This is a genomic window from Murdochiella vaginalis, assembly GCF_902381775.1.
Classification (GTDB): Bacteria; Bacillota; Clostridia; order Tissierellales; family Peptoniphilaceae; genus Murdochiella; species Murdochiella vaginalis.
This window is the reverse complement of sequence record NZ_LR698969.1, coordinates 1,522,726-1,546,654: the sequence shown is the minus strand read 5'-3', so window position 1 is coordinate 1,546,654 and position 23,929 is coordinate 1,522,726. Positions and strand designations below refer to the sequence as shown.

Sequence of the window (23,929 nt, the reverse complement as noted above, 5' to 3'; positions counted from 1 at the left end):
TTTAGGAGGTAACCGATGAATCAAGTGACGCTTATGGGGCGTTTAACACGCGACCCCGAGTTGACCTACAACAATACGACAGGAAATGCCATGGTTCGCTTTTCAGTGGCCGTGGATAAAAAACTGTCCCGCGAAAAGAAACAAGAGATGGAATCACGCAATCAGCCCACCGCAGACTTTATCAACTGCGTGTGCTGGGGCAAATTGGCGGAAACGGTCAATAATTTCACGGCCAAAGGCAAACGGGTCATCGTAGAAGGACGTTTGCAGACTGGCTCCTACGAGGCACAGGACGGCTCACGCCGTTATACCACGGATGTGGTTGCGAACGCTGTGGAATTCATTGACTGGAAGGATCGTGACGGTTTCGGCGGCGGGGATGCTTCCCACGCTTCCGGTGCCAACAATTTTCCAAAAAATAATCAGGCTGCGGCGCCCGAAAACGGCGATAGCGGCGATGATTTTTTCGATGCCAATTTCAGCCCCGTGGATGATGAGCGCATTCCCTTCTAACGAAACACATCAGGGAGGACGACATGGCTCAACGCAAGTTCAGACCGCATAAGAAGGTCTGCATTTTCTGCAAAGACAAAGAACGCGTGCTCGACTATAAAGACGTCGATGCTGTAAAAGAGTTTATCAGCGAAGCGGGAAAAATTCTTCCGCGTCGCATTACCGGAACCTGCGCAAAACATCAGCGCGACGTGACCACCGCCGTAAAACGCGCTCGTCACATCGCTCTTATTCCTTACGAGGATAAGTAAACGCTGGCGTGCAGTGCATGTAAAAAGCCCGCAACCCATTTTGGGTTGCGGGCTTTTTTTGTTGCCGATGTTGGTTTGCCCTGAAATTAGGATGCTTTATTTTGAGGCAAAGGGGTTATTTTGAGGCGGGGTGCTGTATCCAGTCGAGGCCGTTTGCAGCAAAGCGGTTAACGGTTCTCGTGATGTTTAGATTGCGTATAGGTGATGCTTAGATTGCGAATAGGCATAGGCAGTCCCCTCCGTGGTTTGTTCCGTGGTGCCTGGCAGATGGTCGAAAAACCTCGGCAGCGAGGGTCGCGTAGCACCTCTCACCCATGGCAAACGGTTGAAATGGAAGGCCGTCAGGGGTAGCGACCCTGATAAAAGCATAATACGGAAAGTCGTCAGGGTCGGAGACCCTGACAAAAGCGAAATACGGAACCTTGACAGGGTCGGATTGACCCTGACGAATGACCAAAATAGAACATTATCAGGGGCGGAGACCCTGATAAACGCAAAATATCGAACCTTGACAGGGCCCGATTGACCCTGACGAATGGCGAAAATAGAAAGTCGTCAGGGGCAGCGACCCTGATAAATGCATAATACGGAAAGTCGTCAGGGTCGGCAGCCCTGACAAAAGCGAAATTCCGAACGTTGACAGGGCCCGATCGCCCCTGACGAATGACATAAATAGAAAGTCGTTAGGGTCGGCGACCCTGACAAAAGTGTAATACCGAACCTTGACAGGGCCCGATCGCCCCTGACAAATGACCAAAATAGAGAGTCGTCAGGGGCCGCGCCCCTGATAAACGCATAATACTGACAGTCGTCAGGGTCGGAGACCCTGATAAACGCAAAATATCGAACCTTGACAGGGCCCGATTGACCCTGACGAATGGCGAAAATAGAAAGTCGTCAGGGGCAGCGACCCTGATAAAGTTGTAATAAGGAACATCGTCAGGGTCGGCAGCCCTGACAAAGTCGTAATATCGAACCTCGTCAGGGTCGGCAGCCCTGAAAAAAGCGTAATATCGAACGTCGTCAGGGCCCGATCGACCCTGATAAAGTCGTAATATAGAACATCGTCAGGGTCACGCAGCGCCCCTCCCCCGGCAGAAGAACGAAAACGCGGAGAAGAAAAGTCATCCCATCACCTTGCTCTCTTCCTACTATGTTAAAATAGGACAGGAAGGAGAGAACATGACATTCGATTCAAAAAAATGGACGGCGCCGGTCAATGCACTGATTGCTGCAGCGCTCAGCGTCTTTATCTACTATATTTCTGCCCATTCGGTCAGCGTTGTTCGCCTGTTACTCTATTTTCCGCTGACGACGCTGGTTGTTGCGCACGGGCTTTATTGGGCGGGCTCCGCAGCTATGCTTGCGGTCGCGGCCTTGGCGATGCTCTTTGGCGTTGAGGCCGGGCTTTCGGTGGGGTTGCGCTTTTGCGTGATCTCGTTTGTCATCGGAATGGCAATCCGAAAACGAAAAGCGTTGTTTCATGAGATTGTTTTTCCGGCGCTCCTGTTTACGGCCCTATGCGTGTTGTTGCTTTTTGTGGAGCAATGGGTGTCGGGAAGGGATATCATGGCACTTTTACGTGAAGAAATGCAAAGCGTTTCGAAGCAGGTGATGGAGTTGGCAAAAGAACAAGGGGCCTTGCCCGCGGGTTCGGAAGTGACTTTACGGCAATTTTTCGCAGCGATGTTGAATCTTTTGCCTGCTTTATTCTTTGTTGAAGGATTACTGACCGCTACAACGACTTCATTATTCTCCCGCTTATTGCTTTCCCGGACGGAAGAGGATGTGGCGCGCTTTTCCTTCGCACAGTTTCAAATTACGCGAAAGATCAGTGCCGTTTTGCTTACCTTGGTCGCCCTCGGAATGCTCCTTTCTCTTTGGCTCGAACCGCTCGCATATCTGGGATCCAACATTGGTATCGCCGTGCTTGTTCTTTATGCTTTTCATGGCATTGCACGCATTGATGAACAACTGTCTCGACGGCATGTGCCCAAGGTGTTGCGCGCGCTTCTTTACCTGTCATCGTTTATCTTCGTGTTTTTAACCTTTTTCTTTGTTCTTATCGGCTTTCTGCTGAGTTTCCTCTATGAGCGGAATTCGGCAGGCGAAGGAGGTAGCCATGAATAGAGATATTTTTTCTGAGAATGCACAACAACGACTTTGGACAGAAGTGCTGGTTGTTTCAATCGTTGGGCTGTTGATGACGTGCGGACTGTTTTTCTGGAATGCATACGCCGGTGTGGCTGGCTTTGTTGGCACTATTTTTCTCAGCACACACAGCTATCTGCGCGAACGGGAAGCACAACGCTCTGTGGTGGATGCCATTGAAACGCTGGACCTGCATTTTGACGAAGTGACAAAAAATGCGGTATTCGGCATGCCTTTCCCCATGACGGTTTTGGATGAGCACGGGCTTTTCCTCTGGTACAACTCGTATTTCAAAGAATTGTTCCATATTCAGGATTCTTTGCTCGGGCAGGCTTACGACAAGCTGTTTGCCGATGTTCCGGTTAAGACCTTGATCGGAAAAAATGCGGCACCGTTTCGCGTGACCGTCGGAGATCGCATCTATCTGTTTTACAACAATGTGACGAGTTCTCCGAAGGGAGAAACATTGATCTTGCTGTATGGCGTGGATAACAGCGAGGATGAGGAAGTGCGCGAACGCTACCAGGAAGAACAACAAGTGTTGGCCGTGATCGTATTGGATAATTATGATGAAGTACGTGCCACGATGCACGAAGCAGATCGTCCCCTCGCCTTCGCCAAAATCGATGGGCTGATCAACCGTTTTGCGGCGGATTATGATGCGCCCATTATCAAATATGAATCCGATCGATACCTGTTGGTGCTCACAAAAGCGGCACTGGATCGGATGAAGAAAGAAAAATTCCGGCTTTTGGAACAGCTGAAGACCGAGATGGAAGGCCTCATTGCGATTCGCCCGACGGCATCCATCGGTGTCGGCTACGGGGAGGATACGCCGGCACAAAAAATGCTGGAAGCCCGCTCCGCTCTCGACGTCGCTCTTGCGCGTGGCGGCGATCAGGTGGTGCTGAAATCCGGTGAGCAATTGGATTATTTCGGCGGAAAGAATCAGGCGACCCAACGCATGACAAAGGTGAAAGCGCGCGTGATGTCCAATACCATGCGTTCGTTTGTCGAAGAAGCTTCCAACGTGCTCATTATGGGGCATCAGAATGCGGATATGGACTCGCTTGGCTCCTGCCTCGGCATGCTCACGTTTGCGGAGCAGGCAGGCGGCGATGCCTGGATTGTGTTGGATGAGGTCACCGCGTCCATTGAAAATCTGTATAAAAAAGTCACCGATGAGGCGCCTGATTTGGCAAAACGCATTATCCGTCCTCAACGCGCCTTGGAATTGCGCAATGCGCAATCGCTCATTGTGGTACTGGACAATCATCGCCATGACGCTACTGCAGAGCCGAAGCTGCTGGATGAAGGCAATCGCGTCATCATTATCGACCATCACCGTCGTGGCGCAGGATATATTCAAGGGGCGGAAATTGCCTATATTGAACCGTATGCCTCCTCGACGTCCGAGATGGTGACGGAACTCATCAGCTATCAAGACAGTGACATGACGCTGCCCAAAGTGGTGGCGGAAGCGCTGTTAGCGGGTATTACGGTGGACACCAAGAATTTCTTTTATCAAACGGGAACCCGCACCTTTGAATCGGCGGCATATCTCAAACGAAAGGGCGCGGATTCGGTCGTCATCAAAGAGCTTTTTAAAGACGATTTCGATTTGATGCGGTATCGTTCTGAAATTTTGGTGGGGGCGATACATTTTACACCGGACATCATGATTGGACGTTTTCCGCATGATATGGAAGGATCGACGCTCATTGCCTCACAGGCGGCGGACGATCTTTTGGGCATTCGCGGCATCCAGGCATCCTTTGTTTTGACGCTTGCAAAAAAGCGAGTGCACATTTCCGCTCGCAGCCTGGGAGATATTTCGGTACAGCTGATCATGGAAAAATTGGGCGGAGGCGGTCATCTGACCTCCGCAGCGACACAGCTTAACGCAACGTTGGATGAAGCGCAGAAGCAATTGGAAGAGGCAATTACTGCTTATTTAAAGGAGGAAAAGGATGAAAGTAATCCTGCTTAAAGATGTCAAGGGATTGGGAAAAGCCGGCGATATGGTGAACAGCAAGCCGGGCTATTTTCACAACTTTTTAGCGGCTAACAGCCTGGCGGTGGAAGCAACGCCGGCGGCCGTCAAGCAATGGAAAGCCAAACAGAAACGTCTGGAAGAAGAGGAAGCCAAGCGCAAAGCCGAGGCCGAGGAACTGAAGAAAAAGATTGACGCGCTGACGGTATCTGTCTCTGCCAAGGGTGGCGGAAACGGAAAGCTGTTCGGCTCCATCACCGGGCAGGATATTGCCGACGCGCTGCAGAAGCAGGCAGGCCTTTCCATCGACAAAAAGAAGATTGAACTGAAAGAATCCATTCGTGAAGTGGGCGTGCGGGAAGTCGATGTTCGCGTTTATGCCGACATGACGGCACGCCTCAAGGTGAACGTAGAAGAGGAATAGAACATGACGGGCCAACAATTGCCGGGTAGCGCCAATGCCGAACGAGCGGTGCTCGGGTGCATTCTGTTCGATGACAAGATGATCAACACGGTCATTGAACAGGTCAAGACGGAAGAGTTTTATTTTCCCAAGCATCAAATTCTTTATGAGGCGATGCTTGCGCTCAACCGCGCCCATGAGCCCATTGATCTGCAAACGCTCGTCGCAGAGCTGGATCGCGAAAAAAAGCTACAGGAAATTGGTGGGATGGATTTCATTGTTCAGATTACCAGTGAACCGTTCTATTCTGCCAACCTCCAAGCCTATATTGAGGTGGTAAAAAACCATGCCTTGCAGCGCGCACTCATCCATTTCGGAAACGATGTCGCGGCGCATGCAAGCGACGGTAGCGATCCCTCCAAAATAGTACTGGAGTCTGCAGAAGAACAGCTTTTACAGCTTTCTCAGGATCGTACGCGCATTGGCCTGACGCCGATCGGGGTGACCATGCAAGAGACCTTGGAACGCATCTCGGAATTGGCTGTGAATCAGGGCGCGATTACCGGGGTTCCTACGGGATTTCGATGGCTGGATCATCAGCTTGCTGGCCTGCACCCTTCCGACTTGGTCCTGCTCGCAGCGCGCCCATCCATGGGGAAAACCGCTTTAGGACTCAACATTGCATATAATGTGGCCCGTACACAGGATGAAGCAGGCCATCATCCGTTCAAGGTAGCTGTCTTTTCATTGGAAATGAGTAAAATGCAGCTGACGCAGCGCTTGTTTGCGATGGCGTCGGGCCTCGGCCTGCAAAAGATCATCACCGGTGATTTACAGACGCAGGAGGATTGGTCACTGCTTTGGAAAGCGACGAAAAAGCTAACAGATTTGCCACTTTACATTGATGATACGTCGTCCATTTCTGTGCAGGAGTTGCGTGCGAAATGCCGTCGTCTAAAAATGGAACAAGGCTTGGACTTGATCATGGTCGACTATCTGCAATTGATGAATGCCGACGATGTGCGGCGAAATGAAAATCGGCAGCAAGAGATTACCCAGATTTCGCGCGGCCTGAAAGGCTTGGCGAAAGAGATGAACTGTCCCGTACTGGCGCTTTCGCAGCTTTCCCGAAAGGCGGAAAGTCGTGAAGGCGGGCGCCCCTTGATGAGCGATTTGCGTGAATCCGGCGCCATTGAACAGGATGCGGATGTCGTCATGCTTTTGCATCGCGAAGACTATTACGATAAAGATACGGAACGGCCGAACATCACCAAGGTGATCATTGCGAAGCACCGTAACGGCCCGACGGGGGAGATTGAACTCTATTTTGAGGATTATCTCACCCGCTTTAAAGATCTGAATCGGGAGGACGATCCCACCGTATAACTTGGAAAAGATAGAGGACATGGCTCGCGAGAAAGAAAGGAGCACGATGAAAGCGTCATTTGAATTGTCGCGTGTAGATTTTCGCACGACGCCGGTGGAAAATATATTTTTGGATACCTACCTTTCCCATGCTCCGGCAGAGGCATTACGCGTCTATCTTGCCGGCTGGAAAGCCTGTTACAGTCGTCCGGATGAACACGTGGAAGAAACCGATCTTGCGGACCTGTTGGGGCTCAGTGCGGAGGCCGTCGAACAAGCGGTTGCGTATTGGATCGATGAAGGACTGGTGGTGGCGGATCCGAATCATCCCGACCGATTGATTTTCCGTTCCATGCTCTTGTTGTGGGCAGGCATCGGTGAAACGACGACAGCAATGCCTGCCGAAAAACCGTCGGTGGAGAAAGAACAATCCGCGAAGCCACAATCTGAGGAACCGCAATGTGAGACACTGCAATCCGAGAAAACGCAGGGATCTTCTCAGAAAGGCGCGCTTTCGCAAGCGGATATGTTCGATGCGCTGGAGGATTTTTTGTCGGAGGGGCTCCGTTATCGCGTCGCCCTAAAAGAAAATGAATTGCGCCTCATTTTGCAGGTCATGGAGCAGTATGCCTTTACGCCCGATTATTTTTTATATGCCTATCAAAGCGCCTGCCAACGAAATGAGGTCGGCTCCCGCTCCGTCAACTATGTGGTTGCGGTGATCGAGAATTGGGCGCGTTTTGAACAGATTACCGACCGTAAGGCACTGGATGCCTATTTTGCGAAAGTCGATCAAGAAAAAATGAATCGACCGAAGAAACGAAAACGTAAACAGCCGGCCTTTGCGCAAAACGATACGCGCATGAGCCGGGAAGAGCGCAAGGAATGGGTGAACCGCAAGCTGGAAGAATCCCGTAAACGCAGTCTTCGCGGAGATGGCGGAGCAGGTGAGCCATCGTCTTCACCCTCTGCTCAGGATATTTCCGGAAAGAACACAGGAGGTGAGGCATGAGAAACGTCAGCGATATTTTAGCGAGACGCCGTCAAGAAGCGGTGCAAAAGCGCGATCGCCGCGTGGAAGCGCTCTATGCCAAGTATCCGGACATGGCACGCATCCACCGAGAGCGCTTACAGCAAGGTCGCGCTCTGTTGGGTAAAATCCTGTCCATGAACGAAGAGCAGCGCAAAGAAGCGGAGGCGGATCTTCGCCGTCGTCGAGAAGAGGAGCAAGCCGGGTGGAAGGCACTGGGCATTCCTGCCGAGGTGTTTTTGCCGGATTATGTCTGTTCTGATTGCCATGATGAAGGTTTTGTCAACGGCGTTTCCTGCCATTGCCGTAATCGCCTGTTGGCCGAAGCACGCTACGATATGAGCGCCATCGGCAAGCGGGTCGAAGTCGAGAACTTTCAAACGTTCAACCTGCAACTTTTTCGGCAGGATCGTCAGAGCGATGAGCCATGCAGCCCGTTTGAAAACATGGCCGATTTGCGGCGGCGCATGAAGGAGGAGTATATTCCCACCTTTTCACGGCGTTCGCCCAATCTGTATTTTTACGGGCCGACCGGAACCGGAAAGACCTTTTTCCTCAACTGCATTGTGAAAGAACTTCTCGATCGCGGCGTGCAGGTCTATTACCAGACGGCACCGCAGCTGTTGGAATTTCTTACGACGTATTCGTTTTCCTATGCAGGAGAACGCACCGAAAGCGATCGTGCCAAGCATGATTTTGCTTTTTCGTGTGATCTGCTGGTAATTGACGATCTCGGCACCGAATTTTTAACGGACAAGATGCGGGCGGAACTTTTTGAACTTCTCAACGGTCGCATTGTCGCGGCATTGCCCACCATTATTTCTTCGAATGTGCAGCTGGAAGAATTGGGAGATCTTTACGGCGAGCGCATCGCGTCGCGCATCGCCGGAGAATATATTCCTTTTGCGCTTTTCGGCAGCGATCTGCGCAGGCAATAAGAAGGGAGGCGCCATGCAAAGCGTGCGTGCAGAAGAAATGCGAGAGATGGAACAAATTGCCATCAAACAATTGGAAATTCCGGAATTGCTTCTGGTTGAAAATGCCGCGCTGAACATTCTGCGCTGTCTGGACTTGAGCACACGGCATTCCTTCGCCGTTTTTTGCGGTCCGGGGAATAACGGGGCGGACGGCATGGCCTTGGCACGCCATCTGCTTGGCCGGGACAAAAAGGTGATGGTTTATCTCGTTGGAGAAAGCGAGCATCCCGGAGAAGCTTGGCTGACCAATCGGCGCATTCTGCAGCACATGACAAAGAATTTGCGCCGCGTCGAGACCCTGGGAGAAATTGAAGATATGCTTCAGGAAATCAACGCGTACAATACGATCATTGATGCCCTGTTCGGAACGGGACTGCAGGGTTCGTTAAAAGGCGTTGCTCCCATCGTAATTGACAACATCAACCAATCGCGCATCTACACCATTTCCGTGGATGTACCTTCGGGATTGGATGCAACGACAGGAAGACCGTCCGGCGCGTTCATTGAAGCCAACGAAGTGATTACCCTCGAGATGATGAAAACGGGATTGGAAAATAATCCTTATGTGGATTGTCCCATTCAGGTGGTTTCGGCAGGATTGCCGCAAGCGGTCAAAGATCGGGTGCTTCGAAATCTCCAACGATAACGAAGGAAAACGGATGGAACCGGCCACGGTTCGGAAAACGGCCCGAGGTTCCGTGCTATAATAGGGCAGAAATGGCAGCTTGGCGCTGCAAAAAAATGAGGAGGAACTCATGTTAGACATCAAGCGTATCCGAGAAGAGCGGGAAAAGGTCGAAAAAGGTCTGGCCGGTCGCTCGGGATCATTTTCGGTGGAAAAGGCCTTGCAATTGGATGATGAACGCCGTGCATTGCTAAGCGAAGTCGAAGCGAAAAAGGCCGAACGCAACCAGGTGTCGAAAGAGATTCCGCTGCGCAAAAAAGCGGGAGAGGATGTTTCGGCAACGATTGAACGTATGCGCGCTCTGGGCGATGACATCAAAGCGGATGACGAGAAGCTGCGTGCTATCGGGGAAGAGTTGCGCATGGAGCTGCTCTCCATTCCGAACGTGCCGCATGAGTCCGTTCCTTTCGGCAAAGACGATACCGATAACGTGGAGATGCGCCGCTTTTCCGAGCCCACTGCGTTCGATTTTGAACCCAAGCCGCACTGGGACTTAGGCACGGATCTTTCCTTGTTGGATTTTGATCGCGGTGCCAAGCTCTCCGGTGCGCGTTTCACCATCATGAGGGGACAGGGCGCCCGTTTGGAGCGCTCCATCTATAACTTCATGCTGGATTTGCACACCATTGATCAGGAGTATCTCGAAATTGCACCGCCGTATCTCGTCAATCGTGCTTCCATGACCGGGACGGGCCAGCTTCCGAAGTTTGAAGAAGATATGTATCATTGCAACGAAGATGACCTTTTCCTCATTCCAACGGCGGAAGTGCCGGTGACCAATATTTACCGCGATGAGATTTTAGATGAAAAAGATCTGCCGCAGTACATGACGGCGTTTACGCCCTGCTTCCGCCGGGAAGCCGGCTCTGCCGGACGCGATACGCGCGGCATTATTCGCCAGCATCAGTTTGACAAGGTGGAACTGGTTAAGTTCGTGCATCCGGAAGGAAGCTACGAAGAGTTGGAAAAATTGACCAATGATGCCGAAGAAGTGCTCAAGCGTCTGGAGCTTCCGTATCGCGTGGTGACGTTATCGTCCGGCGATCTCGGTTTTTCCTCGGCGAAAACCTATGATATTGAGGTTTGGATGCCGAGCTATCAGCGCTATGTCGAGATTTCCTCCTGCTCCAACTTTGAAGATTACCAGGCTCGTCGTGCCAACATCCGTTTCCGCGATGCACAGGGCAATGTTCGCTTTGTACACACGCTCAATGGCTCTGGTCTCGCTGTCGGTCGCACATGGGCGGCCGTGGCGGAGAATTATCAGAATGCCGACGGCTCCATCACCATCCCGGACGCGCTTCGCCCGTATTTCGGCAGCGATCGCATTGAGAAGAAATCGCGCGGATGATGGCAAAACGTATTGTTTTGACCGGCGGGGGATCCGCCGGTCATGTTGTCGTAAATTTGGCACTCCTTCCCCGTCTTAAAGAAGAGGACTGGGAAGTGCATTATATCGGTTCCGAAAACGGCATCGAGAAAAGCCTGCTTGCGGATTACCCGGACGTTCGCTACCATGCCATTCCGACGGGAAAGTTCCGTCGCCATCTGTCGGCGGAGAATGTTGCTGCCAATGTGCTCGATGTCGGACATGTGTTTTCCGGCGTCCAGGAAGCGAGACACTTGTTAAAGAGCATCGCACCGCATATCGTGTTCTCCAAAGGGGGATTTGTTTCGGTTCCGGTTGTGCTTGCCGCAGCAATGCGCCACATTCCGGTGATCAGCCATGAATCCGATTTAACGCCCGGTCTGGCCAACAAGATGACGGCGCCGTTTGTGAAACGGATTCTTTTAACGTTCGAATCGACGGCATCGCAAGTACCCGCAAAGAAAGCCTTTTATCTTGGCCCGGTCATTCGTCCGCAGATTCAGGGCGGATCGGTACGAGAGGGGCGTATTCGCTTCGGCATGCAGTCCAACAAGCCCATTTTGTTGGTTTTAGGAGGCTCTTTAGGGGCGGATGCCCTCAATAAGCTGGTCTGGGAGAACTTGGATTCCCTGCTGGAACGCTTTGAGATTCTGCATGGCGTCGGCGCCAACAAAGGCGATTCCGCCATCCAGCGTCCGGGCTATCATCAGGTGGACTATATCAAAGCAGGTATGAATGATGCCTTGGCCATGGCGGATATTGTGGTTTCGCGTGCCGGTTCGAATGCGATTTTTGAATATCTCTACTACCATAAGCCTATGTTGCTCATTCCATATTGGAAGGGCAGTCGCGGCGACCAGGTGGAAAATGCGCGGGAATTTGAACGCGCCGGTTATGCCAAAGTGCTCGATGAGCGTGAGGCATCAGCGGAGGAGTTCCTTTCTGCGGTGAACACCATCATGAATCAACGCGATGTTATGCAGCGCAGACAACGCAGCTTTGTTTTTTCGGATGGTGTCGAGACGATTCTTTCCTTGTTGGAAGCGCACCGCTTGTTGTCGTAAAGCATCGAAGGAGAAGGCATGACCGAACAGAGGCCATTCCCGATGGATCAAGGGGAACGAAACAAGAGAACAGAACACAAAAAAACAACGCCCACCGGAGCACTTTCTCTGTGGACGTTGTTTTTGACGTTTTTTAAAATCAATCTTTTCACGTTTGGCGGCGGCTACACCATTGTGCCGGTCATTCGCGATGAATTTGTGCGCAATAAGCAGCTTATTGAAGAAGAGGAAATGTTGGATTTAACGGCGTTGGCGCAGTCCGGACCGGGACCGATGGCGGTGAACACCTCCATTCTTACCGGCTATCGCCTTTGCGGACCTGTCGGGGCGGTGGTGGCACTTTTCGCAGCCACCCTGCCATGCCTTTTGGTCATTACGCTGCTCTTTTATGTGTATCAGTCTTTACGCACCAATCCTTGGGTGAGTGCTGCATTTTCGGTCATGGGCGGAGCGATTTCGGCTGTCCTGCTGTTGACCACCTGGAACATGGGAAAGGTTGCCTTAAAAAAACATCCCGCTTTTGGAAGCGGCATCATGCTGGGGGCCTTTGTTTCCGGCTTTTTCCTTCATCTGAATGCCGCCCTCATCATTGCTGTTTCCGGCCTGTTCGGGCTTTTGCTATTTTCCTTTGTAGATGAATCGAGGATCCGATGACTCTTTGGACGCTCTATCTTGTCTTTTTGCAAATCGGCGCTTTTGCTTTCGGGGGAGGGTATGCGGTCTTGCCGCTCATTTCCGAGTACGTCGTGCATGAGCAGGGCTGGCTTTCCACCGCCGGTTTGACGGATCTCGTTTCGCTTTCGCAGATGACGCCGGGGCCCATCGCCATCAACGCCGCAACCTTTATCGGCACCAAAATGGCCGGCATTCCGGGTGCCATTGTGGCCACCCTGGGCAATATTACGCCGCAATTTATTCTGATGATGATCCTGGGCTATTTTCTTTTCACCCGTCATCAGGAAATGCCGTGGCTGGATCGCATATTAAAAGGCCTCAAACCCGCCATTGTTTCTCTGGTGGGGCTTGCGGCCTTGGATATGATGAGCGCTTCGCTCTTTATTGGAGAAAGTTGGAAATTTTCCACCCTCAGTCTCGGCGGCGTGATCGGTTTTGTGATCGGCTTTGCGCTCTATCGTAAAAAACGTCTTGGCGTCATCGGCATCGTTATCGTTTCCGCAATGAGCGGAGTTGTACTTCATTTAGTGGGTTTGCTGTCATAGCTGTGTTCGTTCTTTTCTTTAATCATTGTTTTAGACAACCCGTACTTGATCTTCATCCGGTCGAACGGAGAAAATAAAATACGATATAGGATGATTATTATCATGTTGTTATCTATTCGGCGAAGTGATATCATTATGGGGAAAAAGATGGTATACAATACATCCCATAAGGAGGCTTATATGTCGAAACAAGTGCATGTTCGAATAGATGATGCTGTTTATGAGGCACTTGCAAAATATTCTGTTGACTCTCAGCTGACTATGCAGGAAACTGTTTCAAATGCCATCATGGGATTGTTAAACAAGCAAAATAATCCAACACAAACGAAATCATTATTTACTTTTATTGATCTTTTTGCCGGCATAGGGGGGATGCGCCTTGCCTTTGAAGAAGCCGGCGGACATTGCGTGTATTCCAATGAGTGGGACAAGTATTGTCAGAAGACCTATTTTGCTAATTTTGGGGAAAAACCGGATGATGATATAACAAAGGTTGATGCAAAGATGATACCTGACCATGATGTGCTGGTAGCCGGCTTTCCTTGTCAGCCCTTTTCTATTGCAGGGGTATCGAAAAAAAATAGCCTTGGTCGTGCTACCGGCTTTGAGGATAAAACGCAAGGAACTCTGTTCTTTGACGTATGCCGTATTTTGAATGAAAAGCGCCCGAAGGCATTTCTGCTGGAGAATGTAAAGAATTTGAAAAGCCATGATCGTGGTAGAACGTTCAAAGTGATTACGCAATCTTTGGATGAGCTGGAGTATGACATTTTTTATCAGGTGATGGATGGACAGGATTTTGTTCCACAACATAGGGAAAGAATCTTGATCGTCGGTTTTGATCGTAGGAGGTATAAGGGACTTCTGGGCTTTGATTTTACTGTCAAGAAACCTACCAGAAAAAAAGTCATGGAAGATATTCTTGAGGATCATGTGGACAAGAAATATACTCTTTCTGATAAATTATGGCAGTATTTACAGAATTATGCAGCGAAACATCGCGCGGCAGGTAATGGATTTGGATTTGGAATTGCAGATCCAAAAGGCATCTCCAGAACTTTGAGTGCTAGATATTACAAAGATGGGTCAGAAATTTTGATTGCGCAATCAAATAAAAATCCTAGACGATTAACGCCTAGAGAATGCGCGAGGCTTCAAGGCTACCCTGATGAGTTCAAAATCGTTGTTTCCGATACACAAGCATATCGGCAGTTTGGCAATTCGGTTGTTGTGCCGCTAATGAGTGAGATTGCAAAACGTATTGCCGGTCAACTAGAAATATTTGAACAAAGAAACCTCAGAAAAACCGTAGAAAACAAAAAACAAGATCAATTTATTAAGGCGGTCTGACGATGGAATCAACGTTGACTCTTGCAATAGATGCGACCCTTGAAGCAAAACAGGCATTTTGTAAATTTTTGACAGCCAATGATAGCGGAGAGACGGGAGGCCATCAGTTTGGCATTCTAATCTCCAAATCGGCTAGAGAAATGCTTTTCACGGAGGAAGAAATTAAAAACAATCATATTTTAAAAAAAGATATTTCGGTGAAATGGCAGGATGATTTTATAACAGAGAGCGTTTTTACTTGGTATGAAAGCAAGAATGAACTCAGACTCACAAAGTTCGGCAGAGGGTTTTCTCTTCTTGGACCGGAGTTTACTGGTGCATTATTTATTCTCACGAAATTTTCTGATCGTGAGTTTGGGGCATTTATTCTGAACACGGAGGATACCATTCAACAATTTCTGGATTCCTTTGGCCTTACGCCGGCGGAAACGAATAGCCTAATAAAAATCGAACGAATAGCCGCTAAGCGCATTGAGAAAAACGCAATAGATACTTATATCTCAAATTTAGAGGTTGCTTTTCCAAGTTCTACAGAAATGTCTGAAGCGGCAAGAAGTATATTCGCTCAAGTTGATCCAACAAGTAATTCCATTCACGACAATCCCGATACGATTTTAATAGATTGGATAAAAGAGGAATATCGGCTTTTTAAGATGTTGGAACAAGCAAGGTATGGAGGAATTATTGAGAATGGCTTCTCCTCTGTTGATGATTTCATCACTTTTTCTAATAAGGTTCTGAATCGTAGAAAGAGTCGAGCCGGAAAGAGTTTGGAGAATCACCTTTCAGCTCTTTTTGACGGATATAATATCAACTACACGGCACAGGGCGTTACAGAGGGAAACAAAAGACCAGATTTTATTTTTCCGTCTGTCGAGGCATATCATGACATGTTGTTTTCTATTAATAACATTTGTACACTTGCTGCAAAAACAACATGTAAAGATCGCTGGAGGCAGGTGTTAAACGAGGCGGATCGTTTGAGAGATAGAAAAAAATATCTTTGTACGCTACAGCAAGGAATATCTTCCGCACAGTTGGACGAGATGCAAGCGGAACAGGTTGTTCTTGTTGTTCCGAAGCCCTATATATCCACTTATCCAAGGAGTCGACAGGATAGAATTTGGCCTATTGGAAAATTTATCCGATATGTGCAAGAGTTGGAACAACTCTATTAGCTTACTTTGGGTCGCCAAAAACAAACTAACAGAGTCGCTTAGGTTTAAGATAGCTGGCGAAATAGTTGGATGATTGAAAGACGAAGATGTTTCTATACGAAAAATTATGAGATTGCATAATGATACGCATCACTCTGCAATCTCATTTTTTGTTTCATTACACCGTAACACCCGAAAGACTTTCCACCACCTCTTCCAGGCGCATGGCGCGTGAACCTTTAATGAGCACGAGGGAATTACGTTCGATGAGGTATTTGGCTTTGTCCACCAGATCGGGCTTGGAGGAAAAGTGGAAAAGACGTGAAGCGTCGAAATGTTCGGCGGCGCCTCCCATCATGGCTTTGGACAGCGGCCCATAAAAGAGCACCGCATCAAAGACGTTCGGATCAATCTTTCGGCCGATTTCCCGATGCAACTCGCTTTCCTGTTCGCCAAGCTCGAGCATATCACCGAGAATGGCGATTTTCTTTTTGTATCCATGAAGAAGTTCCGCCGTATGCAGCGCTTCTTCCAGCGAAGGCGGGTTGGATTTATAAACGTCCACTAAAATATCAAAGCCGGCAAAATGTTCCAAATCGGTACGCCACTTGGTCTGATCCGTGACGTGCAATCCTTCCTGAATCGTGTCGTCGTTAAGACCGAGAAGGCGGGCGATAATGACGGCGACGGCAGCGTTATACATCTGGTATGCGCCCAGAAGATCAACGGTAAAGGATTTTCCGTCGAGTGTAAACGAAGTGCTGATTGGCGTCGTGCGATCCAAAGTAAGCCGCACATCCGCTTCGGGATCGGTACCGAAAGAAATTACGCGAGGGACAATGGTGCGCGAAGCGACCGCTTTACGGAGAACCTCATTATCATAGTTGTAGAGAAAAATATCGTCCGCTTTCATGCCTTCCAGAATCTCCAACTTGGCTTGGGCGATATTTTCGCGTGATCCGAGCTGCTCGAGATGCACATCGCCGACGTTTGTAATCACGGCAATATGTGGGCGCGCCATCTTCGTTAAATGAGAAATTTCACCGAATCCGCTCATGCCCATTTCCACAACGGCAACTTCCGTATCTTCATTAATTTGCAGCAGGGTGCGCGGCACTCCGATTTCATTGTTCAAATTGCCGGTGGTTTTCACGGTGCGAAAGGCTTGCTGCAAAACGGAATGCACAATATCCTTCGTTGTCGTCTTGCCGTTGGAGCCGGTGATGCCGATGACCGTAGTTGTCAGAGAAGCGCGGTAATTAGCCGCCATACGGGTGAAGGCTTCGGTGGTGTCGTCCACCGCAAGATAGGTTCTGGTGTCGTCCGCGGCAGGCACGTGCTTTGCGTCGTGAAGGCACGCGACAGCGCCTTTCTCAAAAGCCATGTCGATGAAGCGATGCCCATCGAGGCGTTCCCCGATAATGGGCACATAGAGATCGCCGATATTCAGCGTGCGCGTATCAATCGAAACAGAGCGCACCGGGGCGTTCGCATCGGCCGCGGGTGAAAGCGTCGCATTCGCATAAGAAGCGATTTGGCCTAAAGTCTGTTGTTTCATGCTTGCCTCCAAGAGGTTTCCACCGTATTTTGCGCTGCTTCCGATTCGAGCGCATAGGCGATCAATTCATCCAGATAGTCGCGAAACGTCATCTCCGTCAGCGCCGTCCACAGCTTCGGTGCAAGGGAAGAGGGCGTCATGCCGGGGAAAGTGTTGATTTCATTGAGATACAGCTTGCCGTCGTCACCAAGGAAAAGATCCACGCGAGCAAAGCCCTCACAGCCGAGGGCTTCGTAGGCTTGCAAAGCCAGCTTCTGTACGGCTTTTGTCATTTCCGGCGAAAGCGGATGCGGCACGTTTTCTTTGGTGGAGGTATCGTTATATTTCGCCTCATAGTCCAGCACTTCGTGCGTTGAGGTGTAGCTTCCGGGAAGGGAAGCCTTGGGATGCGCGTTTCCGAGGATGGAGACCTCTAACTCGTGGCCTTGAATTTCTTCTTCGATCACAATGCGCCGATCAAAGCGGAAGGCCTCCGTCAAAGCGTCGGTAAGCGTGGCTTCTGTGGCGCGGCTGACGCCGACCGAGGAACCGTTGTTGGCCGGCTTTACAAAGCAGGGAAAACCGAAGGAATCGGAAATGCGCTTCGCGAGCGCCTCGCTTTTCTTTCCGTCCGCCTCCCACTGCGTGCGAGTGTAGACCAGATAATCCGCTTCGGGAAGGCCGCAGGCGCGAAAGATCTCATTGGCGAAGCCCTTGTCCATGCAAAGCGCGCTGGTGGTCAGACGATTGCCGACATAGGGCACGCCCAATGTCTGTAAAAAGCCCTGAATTTCCCCATCTTCTCCCGTCTGTCCGTGCAGGACGGGAAAAACAATAAGTGCTTCGCTTTCCGCAGAAAGCCGCTCGACCAGAAGGCAAAAGTCGCTGATGGTTTCCAAGCGCGAACGGTCACTGGTGCGGACGAGTTCCTCTTCGTGTTCAATATGGGTAAGCGCACCCAGAGGCAGGAAGCGTCCTTTTTTGTCGATATAACAGACTTCCACGTGATAGGCCTTGCGATCCAAGCCGTTAATCACCGATTTTGCGCTACGCAAGGCGATTTCGTGTTCCGTGGATCGCCCGCCGCAGAGAATAAGTATGGTTTTCAAGCGTCACTCCTTTTGTTTCCAATGGTCTTATTATAGTCTACTTGGACGAACGTGCCAAAAAGAACCGCATCGAATCCATTTCTCTGCAGAACGAATTGTGGCTATTGTAAGGATCTCCTTTGTAGGGCAACCGAGGAAAACGGGGTACGGTTTGGCTTTGCAAGAAGAGCCATGGATAGAATAAGAATGAGCAAAATTTCATCTTAATCAAATTTTGATTGAAACGTTGACTTTTTATATGCAATGCAGTAGATTTATATAAGAAGCAGTGGACGTTCTTTTAAGAAAAAAAACTATGAGAAAAAAAAACTCAGAAGGAACAACCGCTAACAAAAGCAACCTCCCTCTGAGATGAAAAATCAAAAGGAGGTTTTTTATCATGAAAATAAAAAAGAAAAGCACACTGATTGCCATTTTGATGTCCGTTTTACTCTGCCTGTCACTTATGCCGATGACAGCGTTTGCGGAACCGGGAGATGTTGCGATTGACGTCACAAATTTCCCGGATTCAACTTTTAGAGCCTATGTATCTGCAAACTTCGACACGAACAATGACGGCATTTTGTCACAAAGCGAACTTGATGCGGTTACAGAGATTGATGTGTCAGATAAACATATCCCAACCCTTAAAGGGGTGGAACATTTTAAGAAACTGAAAAATCTTAATTGTGGTTATAACCAACTGACCGCCTTGGATGTGAGTCATAACCCGGCACTGGAAACTCTTCTTTTACCTGACAACGCACTGAGTGCCATTGATGTAAGTCATAATTCGGTACTAAAAGAGCTTTTTTGTAGATATAACCAACTGACCGCCTTGGATGTGAGTCATAACCCGGCACTACAAGCTCTTGAATGTGATAATAACCAACTGACCGCTCTAGATGTAAGTCATAACCCGGCACTGACAGATCTTGATTGTGGTTATAACCGACTGACCGCCTTGGATGTAAGTCATAATCCGGAACTGACAGAGCTCTATTGTGATAGTAACAAACTGACTGTCTTAGATGTAAGTCATAATCCTGCATTAAAAAAACTTGGTTGTTTCAATATCGAACTGACCACCCTGGATCTGAGTAAAAACTCGGCACTGGAATACCTTGTTTGTACTGGAAACGAACTGACTGCCATTGATGTAAGTCATAATCCGGAACTGACATATCTTGATTGTGATCGTAACCAACTGACTGCCATTGATGTGAGTCATAACCCGGCATTAAAAAAGCTTAATTGTATGTTTAACAAACTGACTACCCTGGATGTGAGTCATAACCCGGCACTGACAGGGCTTACTTGCAATTTTAACCAACTGACTGCCATTGATGTAAGTCATAATCCGGAACTGACATATCTTAATTGTTCTTATAACCAACTGACTAATCTGGATGTGAGTCATAACCCGGCACTGCAAGACCTTGCATGTTATGAAAACCGACTGACTAACCTGGATCTTACAGCGAACCCACTAATCAAAGCTTTCCACGGATATGATCAAGAATTTGACATCACATTAGGTAAAAACATGATGACTTTTGACCTTAAGTCATTACCCGGAAACTTTGACCCGTCAAAGGCAAGCGGATGGGCAGGTGCAAGTGTATCGGGAAACACCCTGAAGCTTGACAGCACAAAGCCATCAAAGGTAACTTACACCTATGAAGCGAGACCAGGCAGGAATCTGTCGGTAACCTTAAACATAAGTCACAAGGATGAAGTTAAAATCTCCTTTGATAAAAACGGCGGAAGCGGCTCAATGGCAGATGTTACCAAAAAAGCAGGCGAAACCTATGTTTTACCCGCTTGTGAATTTACCGCACCCGTAGGAAAAGAGTTTAAGGCTTGGGAAGTAGGCGGCGTTGAAAAGGCACCAAACGACAGCATTACAGTCAACGCAAATACTACGGTTAAAGCACTTTGGAAAGACAAAGCAGTTATTCCAGTAGCTCATGATGTAAACATCGCCCCAACAACACACGGCACTGTAACAGCCGATAAAGCGAAAGCAAAGAAAGGTGAAACAGTTACCCTAACCATTACCCCTGATAATGGTTATGTCATAGATGAAATCAATGTTATGGATGACGGTGCAAGCAACGTACCGGTAACAAATAACAAGTTCACTATGCCGGATAGGTTAGTAAATGTCACTGTAACCTTTAAAGCTAAGCCTGTTACTCCTGGAACCAATCCCGGAACACCAAATCCAGGTACGAATCCTGGAACGCCTGGAATAACCCCGACAGTAGAGAAATTTATGATCACAGTTGATCCTAGCGGTGGAAATTGGAACGGTAGCACAGCTGCAAAGAGTTATGAGATAGAAAAAGGACAGTACCTAACACTTCCAGCTGCTCCAACAAAAGATGGCTATACTTTCCTATATTGGAAGGGCTCTAAGTATCAACCGGGCGATAAGTATTTAGTTGAAGGGAATCACACATTTACTGCAGTATGGCAGAAGAAGCCAGTTAAGATTGCATCCGATGCGACAGCACCAAAGACTGGCGATAACGCAATACCATACGTTTATACTTTAGGGCTAATAATGGCAGCATGTGGAATGCTTGTTCTCAATACTAGAAGATCCAAAAACAAATAGAATTCGGATTATACGATGACCTAAAAGGTGGCTTACATGCGATTTCACATGCAAGCCACCTTTTTTTGATTTTAGAGAGGTTAGGAGATTGGATTATTTTTATTTCAGGAACCTTTATGATTTTAAATAGAAAAATGCTTTCATACGTCAAAGATATACCTAAAGGTGGGTGGATTTGATATTTCTGTCGTGTAATTGGATTCATTTCATAGCGGCAATGAATCGCTGTCATCGCAGACGATTTTATTATGCGGTAGAATAGAAAGAATAGATGTTTGACGTGATAGGAAGGAGGGAAGCATGGGAGATGACTTTTCAACCTGGATGCTGGCGCAACTGCATGATCCGAAGCTCAAGGAAAAAGCAAAGGCGCGCATGGCACAATCGCCTGTAGCGCAGTCGTCTGCAACGCAATCTCCTGTAACACGCTCCCCTTCGGCACAACAGCGTTTTATTCAGGTGGCCAAACCGCACGAGGAAGGGTTCTGGAAGGCGCAGCTTCTGCGGGATGCGCCTCATACCGCTAAGCCCTCGACGAAACAGCTTCAACAGCAGATCGACGGTCTCTTTGAACAGACGGCCGAAAAAGCCTATGCCCTGCGCTTGGCGCGGGGCGGGGCCGAGGAGGATGGTGAAATGCCACCCGTCGACCGCCTTCCCTCCTATTTACTGGGGAGATTGTATGTGCTGACGGAGGACATCGTCTGTGCGCACCATCGCGGCAGCACTCTGAGCGGCTATTCCGAGGACGCCTACCTTTCCTTTGCCTTGGGCGCGAAAGGAAAAAATACGCTGGTGACGTTCTTAAATCGAGCGGCGGAGCATCTGCCTCCGGCGGATGAGGAGACCTTGCGTTATTTCGGATTGGATGCCAAAGGCAGGCCGATTCTTTGGTGGGATCCGGAAGGCGTGATTCGCGATCATCATCCGGTCAGCCGAAAAACCATTCGTCGCTTGCAGGAAAAACCGGCACAGCTCAGCAAAGCATGGATGCTTCCGCCGCTGGTCATACGTATCCTCTTTCTCTACAATGCTGCTATGGATGTGATCGAATCCGCTGAGCGGGACGACTCCATTCGTTGGAACAATCGCATGATGCGCGATTATCTTTTTGCCATGGCCGGCGGCAGTGTTGCCATCAATCCGTATTCGTATACGATCGTGGACAGCCTGTTGCGCTTGGCAGAAGAACGCGTCCGGGTGGAAATCGCGGGCATTGCACCGATTCAAACGGAGCACGATCGACGCGAAGTGGCGCGTCGTTTGCCGAAGCCCCTTGAGGAATCAGTGATGAAAGCGATACGGGAGACCTCCCTTCCGCCCATTACGGAAGAAGATTTTCGCTTACTACCTACAGAAGAAAAGCTCTCCCTGCGACTGCGCCAAAAATGGATTTTTTTGTTGGCGGACGAGGATAAACAAGTAGCGGTTTTGGATGAAATGGGGGAGAAGGAGATTCATGCGCTTTTAACGCGAAGAGGAAGTCCGGAATCGAAGAGCCCCGCATTGTTGCGTCTGCAACGATTTTTCGCTCTGCGGCGCAAAAAAGAGGATGCCATTACGGCGAGCGCCGTTCGGGAAATTGTGGATCCCTCTTGGGAAGAAGAATTGCGAGAGAGGCTTCAGAATCTTTCGGAGCGGACGCCGCACTGGGTTAGCGAGCTTTCCAAACAGCTTACAGCGTGGCAAAGTCCAAAGGTGCGAACGCTTCGCTTGAATCGAAGTCGTATTCACGAGGCAAAAAAGGAATTAGCGCAGACGGTTGCCATGGTAGACCGTCTGTTGACCACGGAAAACAAGGAGGAAACGCATGACGAATGAACAGGCGCGCGCCATCTCGCGTGAAGAGGCACAACAAATTCTGCAAGCCCTCGAAGGAGGCGTGGTGCCGGTCGTCGGTATTCAGCATCTGTTGGTCGGCCGCCGTCAGGAAGTCGAAGAAGTCGTCTCCATCCTTTCCCGTCTGGGAGAAGGCGCATCGGAATTTCGTTTATGGGTGGGCGATTTTGGATCCGGAAAGAGTTTCATGCTTCGCACCATCGAACAGCTGGGGCTGCCCATGAATATGGTAACGGCGACGGTGGATTTGACGCCGAGCCGCCGCTTTCACGCCACCGACGGGAAAGGGGTGGCTCTCTATCAGGAAATCTTTCATCGCTTGCAAACGAGGGATTTCCTCTCCGGAAATGCACTCGCTGCCATTCTGGATCGCTGGTATGCGGAAGAAGGAAAAGAACATCCGCAAATCGGCGCCTATCTTTTTGAACGATTGGCGACGTTTGCCGGCGGTGGGTTGCGCTTTACGCTCATGCAAGTATTGACAACCTATATGGAAGCGCTTGTGGCGGGGGATCCCATCCAAAAAGCCATGGCGCTTCGCTGGCTCAGTGGCCACATGCCCACCAAAACCGAGGCCAAACGAACCCTTGGTGTGGGCGAGATCATTACGGATGACAATTGGACCGAAGCGTTGTTCAGCTGGAGCGAGCTGTTCCGACTTCTCGGCTATCGCGGATTCGTCGTCAACTTTGATGAATGCGTGAACCTGTATAAATTGCCGCGCAGTATGACGCGGGAGCAGAACTACGAACGTGTTTTGAATCTTTATAATGAGACGAAAAGCGGAAATACACCCGGCCTGTGGATCAATTTGGCAGCCACGCGTAAAACCGTCTTTGACGAACGTCGCGGCATGTTCAGTTACGGTGCTTTAAAAGGTCGATTCGGCATCGAACGAGCGGATGTAGGCGATCTGGTCGATACGACGGCAACCGTGCAAATCTTAAAACCCCTCACGCCGGAAGAAATCTATACCTTGCTGGAAAAATTGCAGACCATTTTCGACACGTGTTACGACGTCGCCGAAGTGCCCTTCACAGAAGAACAGATTGCCCAATTCATGCAAGCCGAACTCAATCGTCCCGGCGCGGCGGAATTTCTCACGCCTCGTGCCGTTATTAAGGACTTCTTGCAACTTCTCCAATGGGCAAGGCAGAATCCGACCATTCCGGCGGAAGAACTGTTAACGCGTCGCTTCGGTTCGCTTGGTCGGGTGGAAAAAGATCCCGACAACCGGGACGATGCGGAGATTGAAATTCTGTAATGGAAATTTTGTAACGGCTTGAAAATTCCGGTGTTCTCTTGCACGTTTTC

The 23,929-nt window shown here is 49.4% G+C and carries 20 protein-coding genes; 18 read left to right on the top strand and 2 right to left on the bottom strand.

Features of this window, described 5'->3' with window-relative positions:
• Positions 1-15: 15 nt before the first annotated feature.
• From FXY30_RS06950 to FXY30_RS06880, 15 genes are all read left to right on the top strand, one after another.
• Complete coding sequence (locus tag FXY30_RS06950; protein WP_071705910.1) at positions 16-513, top strand: single-stranded DNA-binding protein; 498 nt, start codon at positions 16-18, stop codon at positions 511-513.
• A 23-nt stretch (positions 514-536) separates the two neighbouring features.
• Positions 537-764, top strand: coding sequence for a 30S ribosomal protein S18 (gene rpsR / locus FXY30_RS06945; RefSeq protein ID WP_066924832.1), 228 nt, complete (start codon positions 537-539; stop codon positions 762-764).
• A 1,182-nt stretch (positions 765-1,946) separates the two neighbouring features.
• The gene (locus FXY30_RS06940) at positions 1,947-2,894 is read left to right on the top strand and encodes a DUF2232 domain-containing protein (protein ID WP_071705909.1); all 948 of its coding nucleotides are present in this window, start codon (positions 1,947-1,949) and stop codon (positions 2,892-2,894) included.
• Positions 2,887-4,905, top strand: a complete 2,019-nt coding sequence (locus FXY30_RS06935; protein ID WP_071705908.1) for a DHH family phosphoesterase — start codon at positions 2,887-2,889, stop codon at positions 4,903-4,905. Before FXY30_RS06940 ends, FXY30_RS06935 begins: the two co-directional genes overlap by 8 nt.
• Entirely contained in the window at positions 4,886-5,332 is a 447-nt protein-coding gene (gene rplI, locus FXY30_RS06930; RefSeq protein WP_083428279.1) for a 50S ribosomal protein L9, read from the top strand. Before FXY30_RS06935 ends, rplI begins: the two co-directional genes overlap by 20 nt.
• A gap of 3 nt (positions 5,333-5,335) precedes the next feature.
• The gene (gene dnaB, locus FXY30_RS06925; RefSeq protein WP_083428278.1) at positions 5,336-6,697 is read left to right on the top strand and encodes a replicative DNA helicase; all 1,362 of its coding nucleotides are present in this window, start codon (positions 5,336-5,338) and stop codon (positions 6,695-6,697) included.
• 46 nt (positions 6,698-6,743) lie between these two features.
• Positions 6,744-7,688 carry a DnaD domain-containing protein gene (locus tag FXY30_RS06920; protein WP_071705907.1) on the top strand — a complete coding sequence of 315 codons (945 nt, stop codon included), beginning with the start codon at positions 6,744-6,746 and terminating at the stop codon, positions 7,686-7,688.
• Positions 7,685-8,644: an ATP-binding protein gene (locus FXY30_RS06915; RefSeq protein ID WP_071705906.1), complete on the top strand. Its 960-nt coding sequence runs from the start codon at positions 7,685-7,687 to the stop codon at positions 8,642-8,644. Before FXY30_RS06920 ends, FXY30_RS06915 begins: the two co-directional genes overlap by 4 nt.
• Before the next feature lie 13 nt (positions 8,645-8,657).
• Positions 8,658-9,329, top strand: a complete 672-nt coding sequence (locus tag FXY30_RS06910) for an NAD(P)H-hydrate epimerase (RefSeq protein ID WP_071705905.1) — start codon at positions 8,658-8,660, stop codon at positions 9,327-9,329.
• A gap of 109 nt (positions 9,330-9,438) precedes the next feature.
• On the top strand, positions 9,439-10,719 hold the full coding sequence (gene serS / locus FXY30_RS06905; protein ID WP_071705904.1) for a serine--tRNA ligase: 1,281 nt from the start codon (positions 9,439-9,441) through the stop codon (positions 10,717-10,719).
• Positions 10,716-11,801 carry an undecaprenyldiphospho-muramoylpentapeptide beta-N-acetylglucosaminyltransferase gene (locus tag FXY30_RS06900; protein WP_083428275.1) on the top strand — a complete coding sequence of 362 codons (1,086 nt, stop codon included), beginning with the start codon at positions 10,716-10,718 and terminating at the stop codon, positions 11,799-11,801. Before serS ends, FXY30_RS06900 begins: the two co-directional genes overlap by 4 nt.
• Before the next feature lie 18 nt (positions 11,802-11,819).
• The gene (locus tag FXY30_RS06895; RefSeq protein WP_232009051.1) at positions 11,820-12,455 is read left to right on the top strand and encodes a chromate transporter; all 636 of its coding nucleotides are present in this window, start codon (positions 11,820-11,822) and stop codon (positions 12,453-12,455) included.
• Positions 12,452-13,021, top strand: a complete 570-nt coding sequence (locus FXY30_RS06890; protein WP_071705903.1) for a chromate transporter — start codon at positions 12,452-12,454, stop codon at positions 13,019-13,021. Before FXY30_RS06895 ends, FXY30_RS06890 begins: the two co-directional genes overlap by 4 nt.
• A gap of 180 nt (positions 13,022-13,201) precedes the next feature.
• Positions 13,202-14,371 carry a DNA (cytosine-5-)-methyltransferase gene (gene dcm, locus FXY30_RS06885; protein WP_071705902.1) on the top strand — a complete coding sequence of 390 codons (1,170 nt, stop codon included), beginning with the start codon at positions 13,202-13,204 and terminating at the stop codon, positions 14,369-14,371.
• A 2-nt stretch (positions 14,372-14,373) separates the two neighbouring features.
• Positions 14,374-15,549 (top strand): type II restriction endonuclease, encoded by a 1,176-nt coding sequence (locus tag FXY30_RS06880; RefSeq protein ID WP_071705901.1) that lies wholly within the window; start codon positions 14,374-14,376, stop codon positions 15,547-15,549.
• 157 nt (positions 15,550-15,706) lie between these two features.
• On the opposite strand, the gene FXY30_RS06875 is transcribed toward FXY30_RS06880, so the two are convergent.
• Entirely contained in the window at positions 15,707-17,086 is a 1,380-nt protein-coding gene (locus FXY30_RS06875) for a UDP-N-acetylmuramoyl-tripeptide--D-alanyl-D-alanine ligase (protein WP_071705900.1), read from the bottom strand.
• A complete protein-coding gene (locus tag FXY30_RS06870; RefSeq protein WP_071705899.1) occupies positions 17,083-18,174 on the bottom strand; it encodes a D-alanine--D-alanine ligase family protein in 1,092 nt (363 codons plus the stop codon). Before FXY30_RS06870 ends, FXY30_RS06875 begins: the two co-directional genes overlap by 4 nt.
• Positions 18,175-18,553: 379 nt before the next feature.
• Between FXY30_RS06870 and FXY30_RS06865 the strand changes: the two genes are divergently transcribed.
• The 3 genes from FXY30_RS06865 to FXY30_RS06855 all read left to right on the top strand — a co-directional run bounded on the left by FXY30_RS06865 (position 18,554) and on the right by FXY30_RS06855 (position 23,879).
• Entirely contained in the window at positions 18,554-20,776 is a 2,223-nt protein-coding gene (locus FXY30_RS06865) for an InlB B-repeat-containing protein (RefSeq protein WP_071705898.1), read from the top strand.
• Between the two features lie 300 nt (positions 20,777-21,076).
• The gene (locus FXY30_RS06860; protein ID WP_071705897.1) at positions 21,077-22,597 is read left to right on the top strand and encodes a hypothetical protein; all 1,521 of its coding nucleotides are present in this window, start codon (positions 21,077-21,079) and stop codon (positions 22,595-22,597) included.
• Positions 22,587-23,879, top strand: coding sequence for a BREX system ATP-binding domain-containing protein (locus FXY30_RS06855; RefSeq protein WP_071705896.1), 1,293 nt, complete (start codon positions 22,587-22,589; stop codon positions 23,877-23,879). The genes FXY30_RS06860 and FXY30_RS06855 overlap by 11 nt, the downstream gene beginning before the upstream one ends.
• Positions 23,880-23,929: the final 50 nt, after the last annotated feature.

Coding starts and splice junctions, on each gene's coding strand:
- FXY30_RS06895 (WP_232009051.1), top strand. CDS start 11,820: ATGACCGAACAGAGGCCATTCCCGATGGATCAAGGGGAACGAAACAAG.
- FXY30_RS06855 (WP_071705896.1), top strand. CDS start 22,587: ATGACGAATGAACAGGCGCGCGCCATCTCGCGTGAAGAGGCACAACAA.
- FXY30_RS06950 (WP_071705910.1), top strand. CDS start 16: ATGAATCAAGTGACGCTTATGGGGCGTTTAACACGCGACCCCGAGTTG.
- FXY30_RS06915 (WP_071705906.1), top strand. CDS start 7,685: ATGAGAAACGTCAGCGATATTTTAGCGAGACGCCGTCAAGAAGCGGTG.
- FXY30_RS06875 (WP_071705900.1), bottom strand. CDS start 17,086: ATGAAACAACAGACTTTAGGCCAAATCGCTTCTTATGCGAATGCGACG.
- FXY30_RS06865 (WP_071705898.1), top strand. CDS start 18,554: ATGAAAATAAAAAAGAAAAGCACACTGATTGCCATTTTGATGTCCGTT.
- FXY30_RS06940 (WP_071705909.1), top strand. CDS start 1,947: ATGACATTCGATTCAAAAAAATGGACGGCGCCGGTCAATGCACTGATT.
- FXY30_RS06880 (WP_071705901.1), top strand. CDS start 14,374: ATGGAATCAACGTTGACTCTTGCAATAGATGCGACCCTTGAAGCAAAA.
- FXY30_RS06890 (WP_071705903.1), top strand. CDS start 12,452: ATGACTCTTTGGACGCTCTATCTTGTCTTTTTGCAAATCGGCGCTTTT.
- dnaB (WP_083428278.1), top strand. CDS start 5,336: ATGACGGGCCAACAATTGCCGGGTAGCGCCAATGCCGAACGAGCGGTG.
- FXY30_RS06900 (WP_083428275.1), top strand. CDS start 10,716: ATGATGGCAAAACGTATTGTTTTGACCGGCGGGGGATCCGCCGGTCAT.
- FXY30_RS06920 (WP_071705907.1), top strand. CDS start 6,744: ATGAAAGCGTCATTTGAATTGTCGCGTGTAGATTTTCGCACGACGCCG.
- serS (WP_071705904.1), top strand. CDS start 9,439: ATGTTAGACATCAAGCGTATCCGAGAAGAGCGGGAAAAGGTCGAAAAA.
- FXY30_RS06910 (WP_071705905.1), top strand. CDS start 8,658: ATGCAAAGCGTGCGTGCAGAAGAAATGCGAGAGATGGAACAAATTGCC.
- FXY30_RS06860 (WP_071705897.1), top strand. CDS start 21,077: ATGGGAGATGACTTTTCAACCTGGATGCTGGCGCAACTGCATGATCCG.
- rpsR (WP_066924832.1), top strand. CDS start 537: ATGGCTCAACGCAAGTTCAGACCGCATAAGAAGGTCTGCATTTTCTGC.
- FXY30_RS06935 (WP_071705908.1), top strand. CDS start 2,887: ATGAATAGAGATATTTTTTCTGAGAATGCACAACAACGACTTTGGACA.
- rplI (WP_083428279.1), top strand. CDS start 4,886: ATGAAAGTAATCCTGCTTAAAGATGTCAAGGGATTGGGAAAAGCCGGC.
- dcm (WP_071705902.1), top strand. CDS start 13,202: ATGTCGAAACAAGTGCATGTTCGAATAGATGATGCTGTTTATGAGGCA.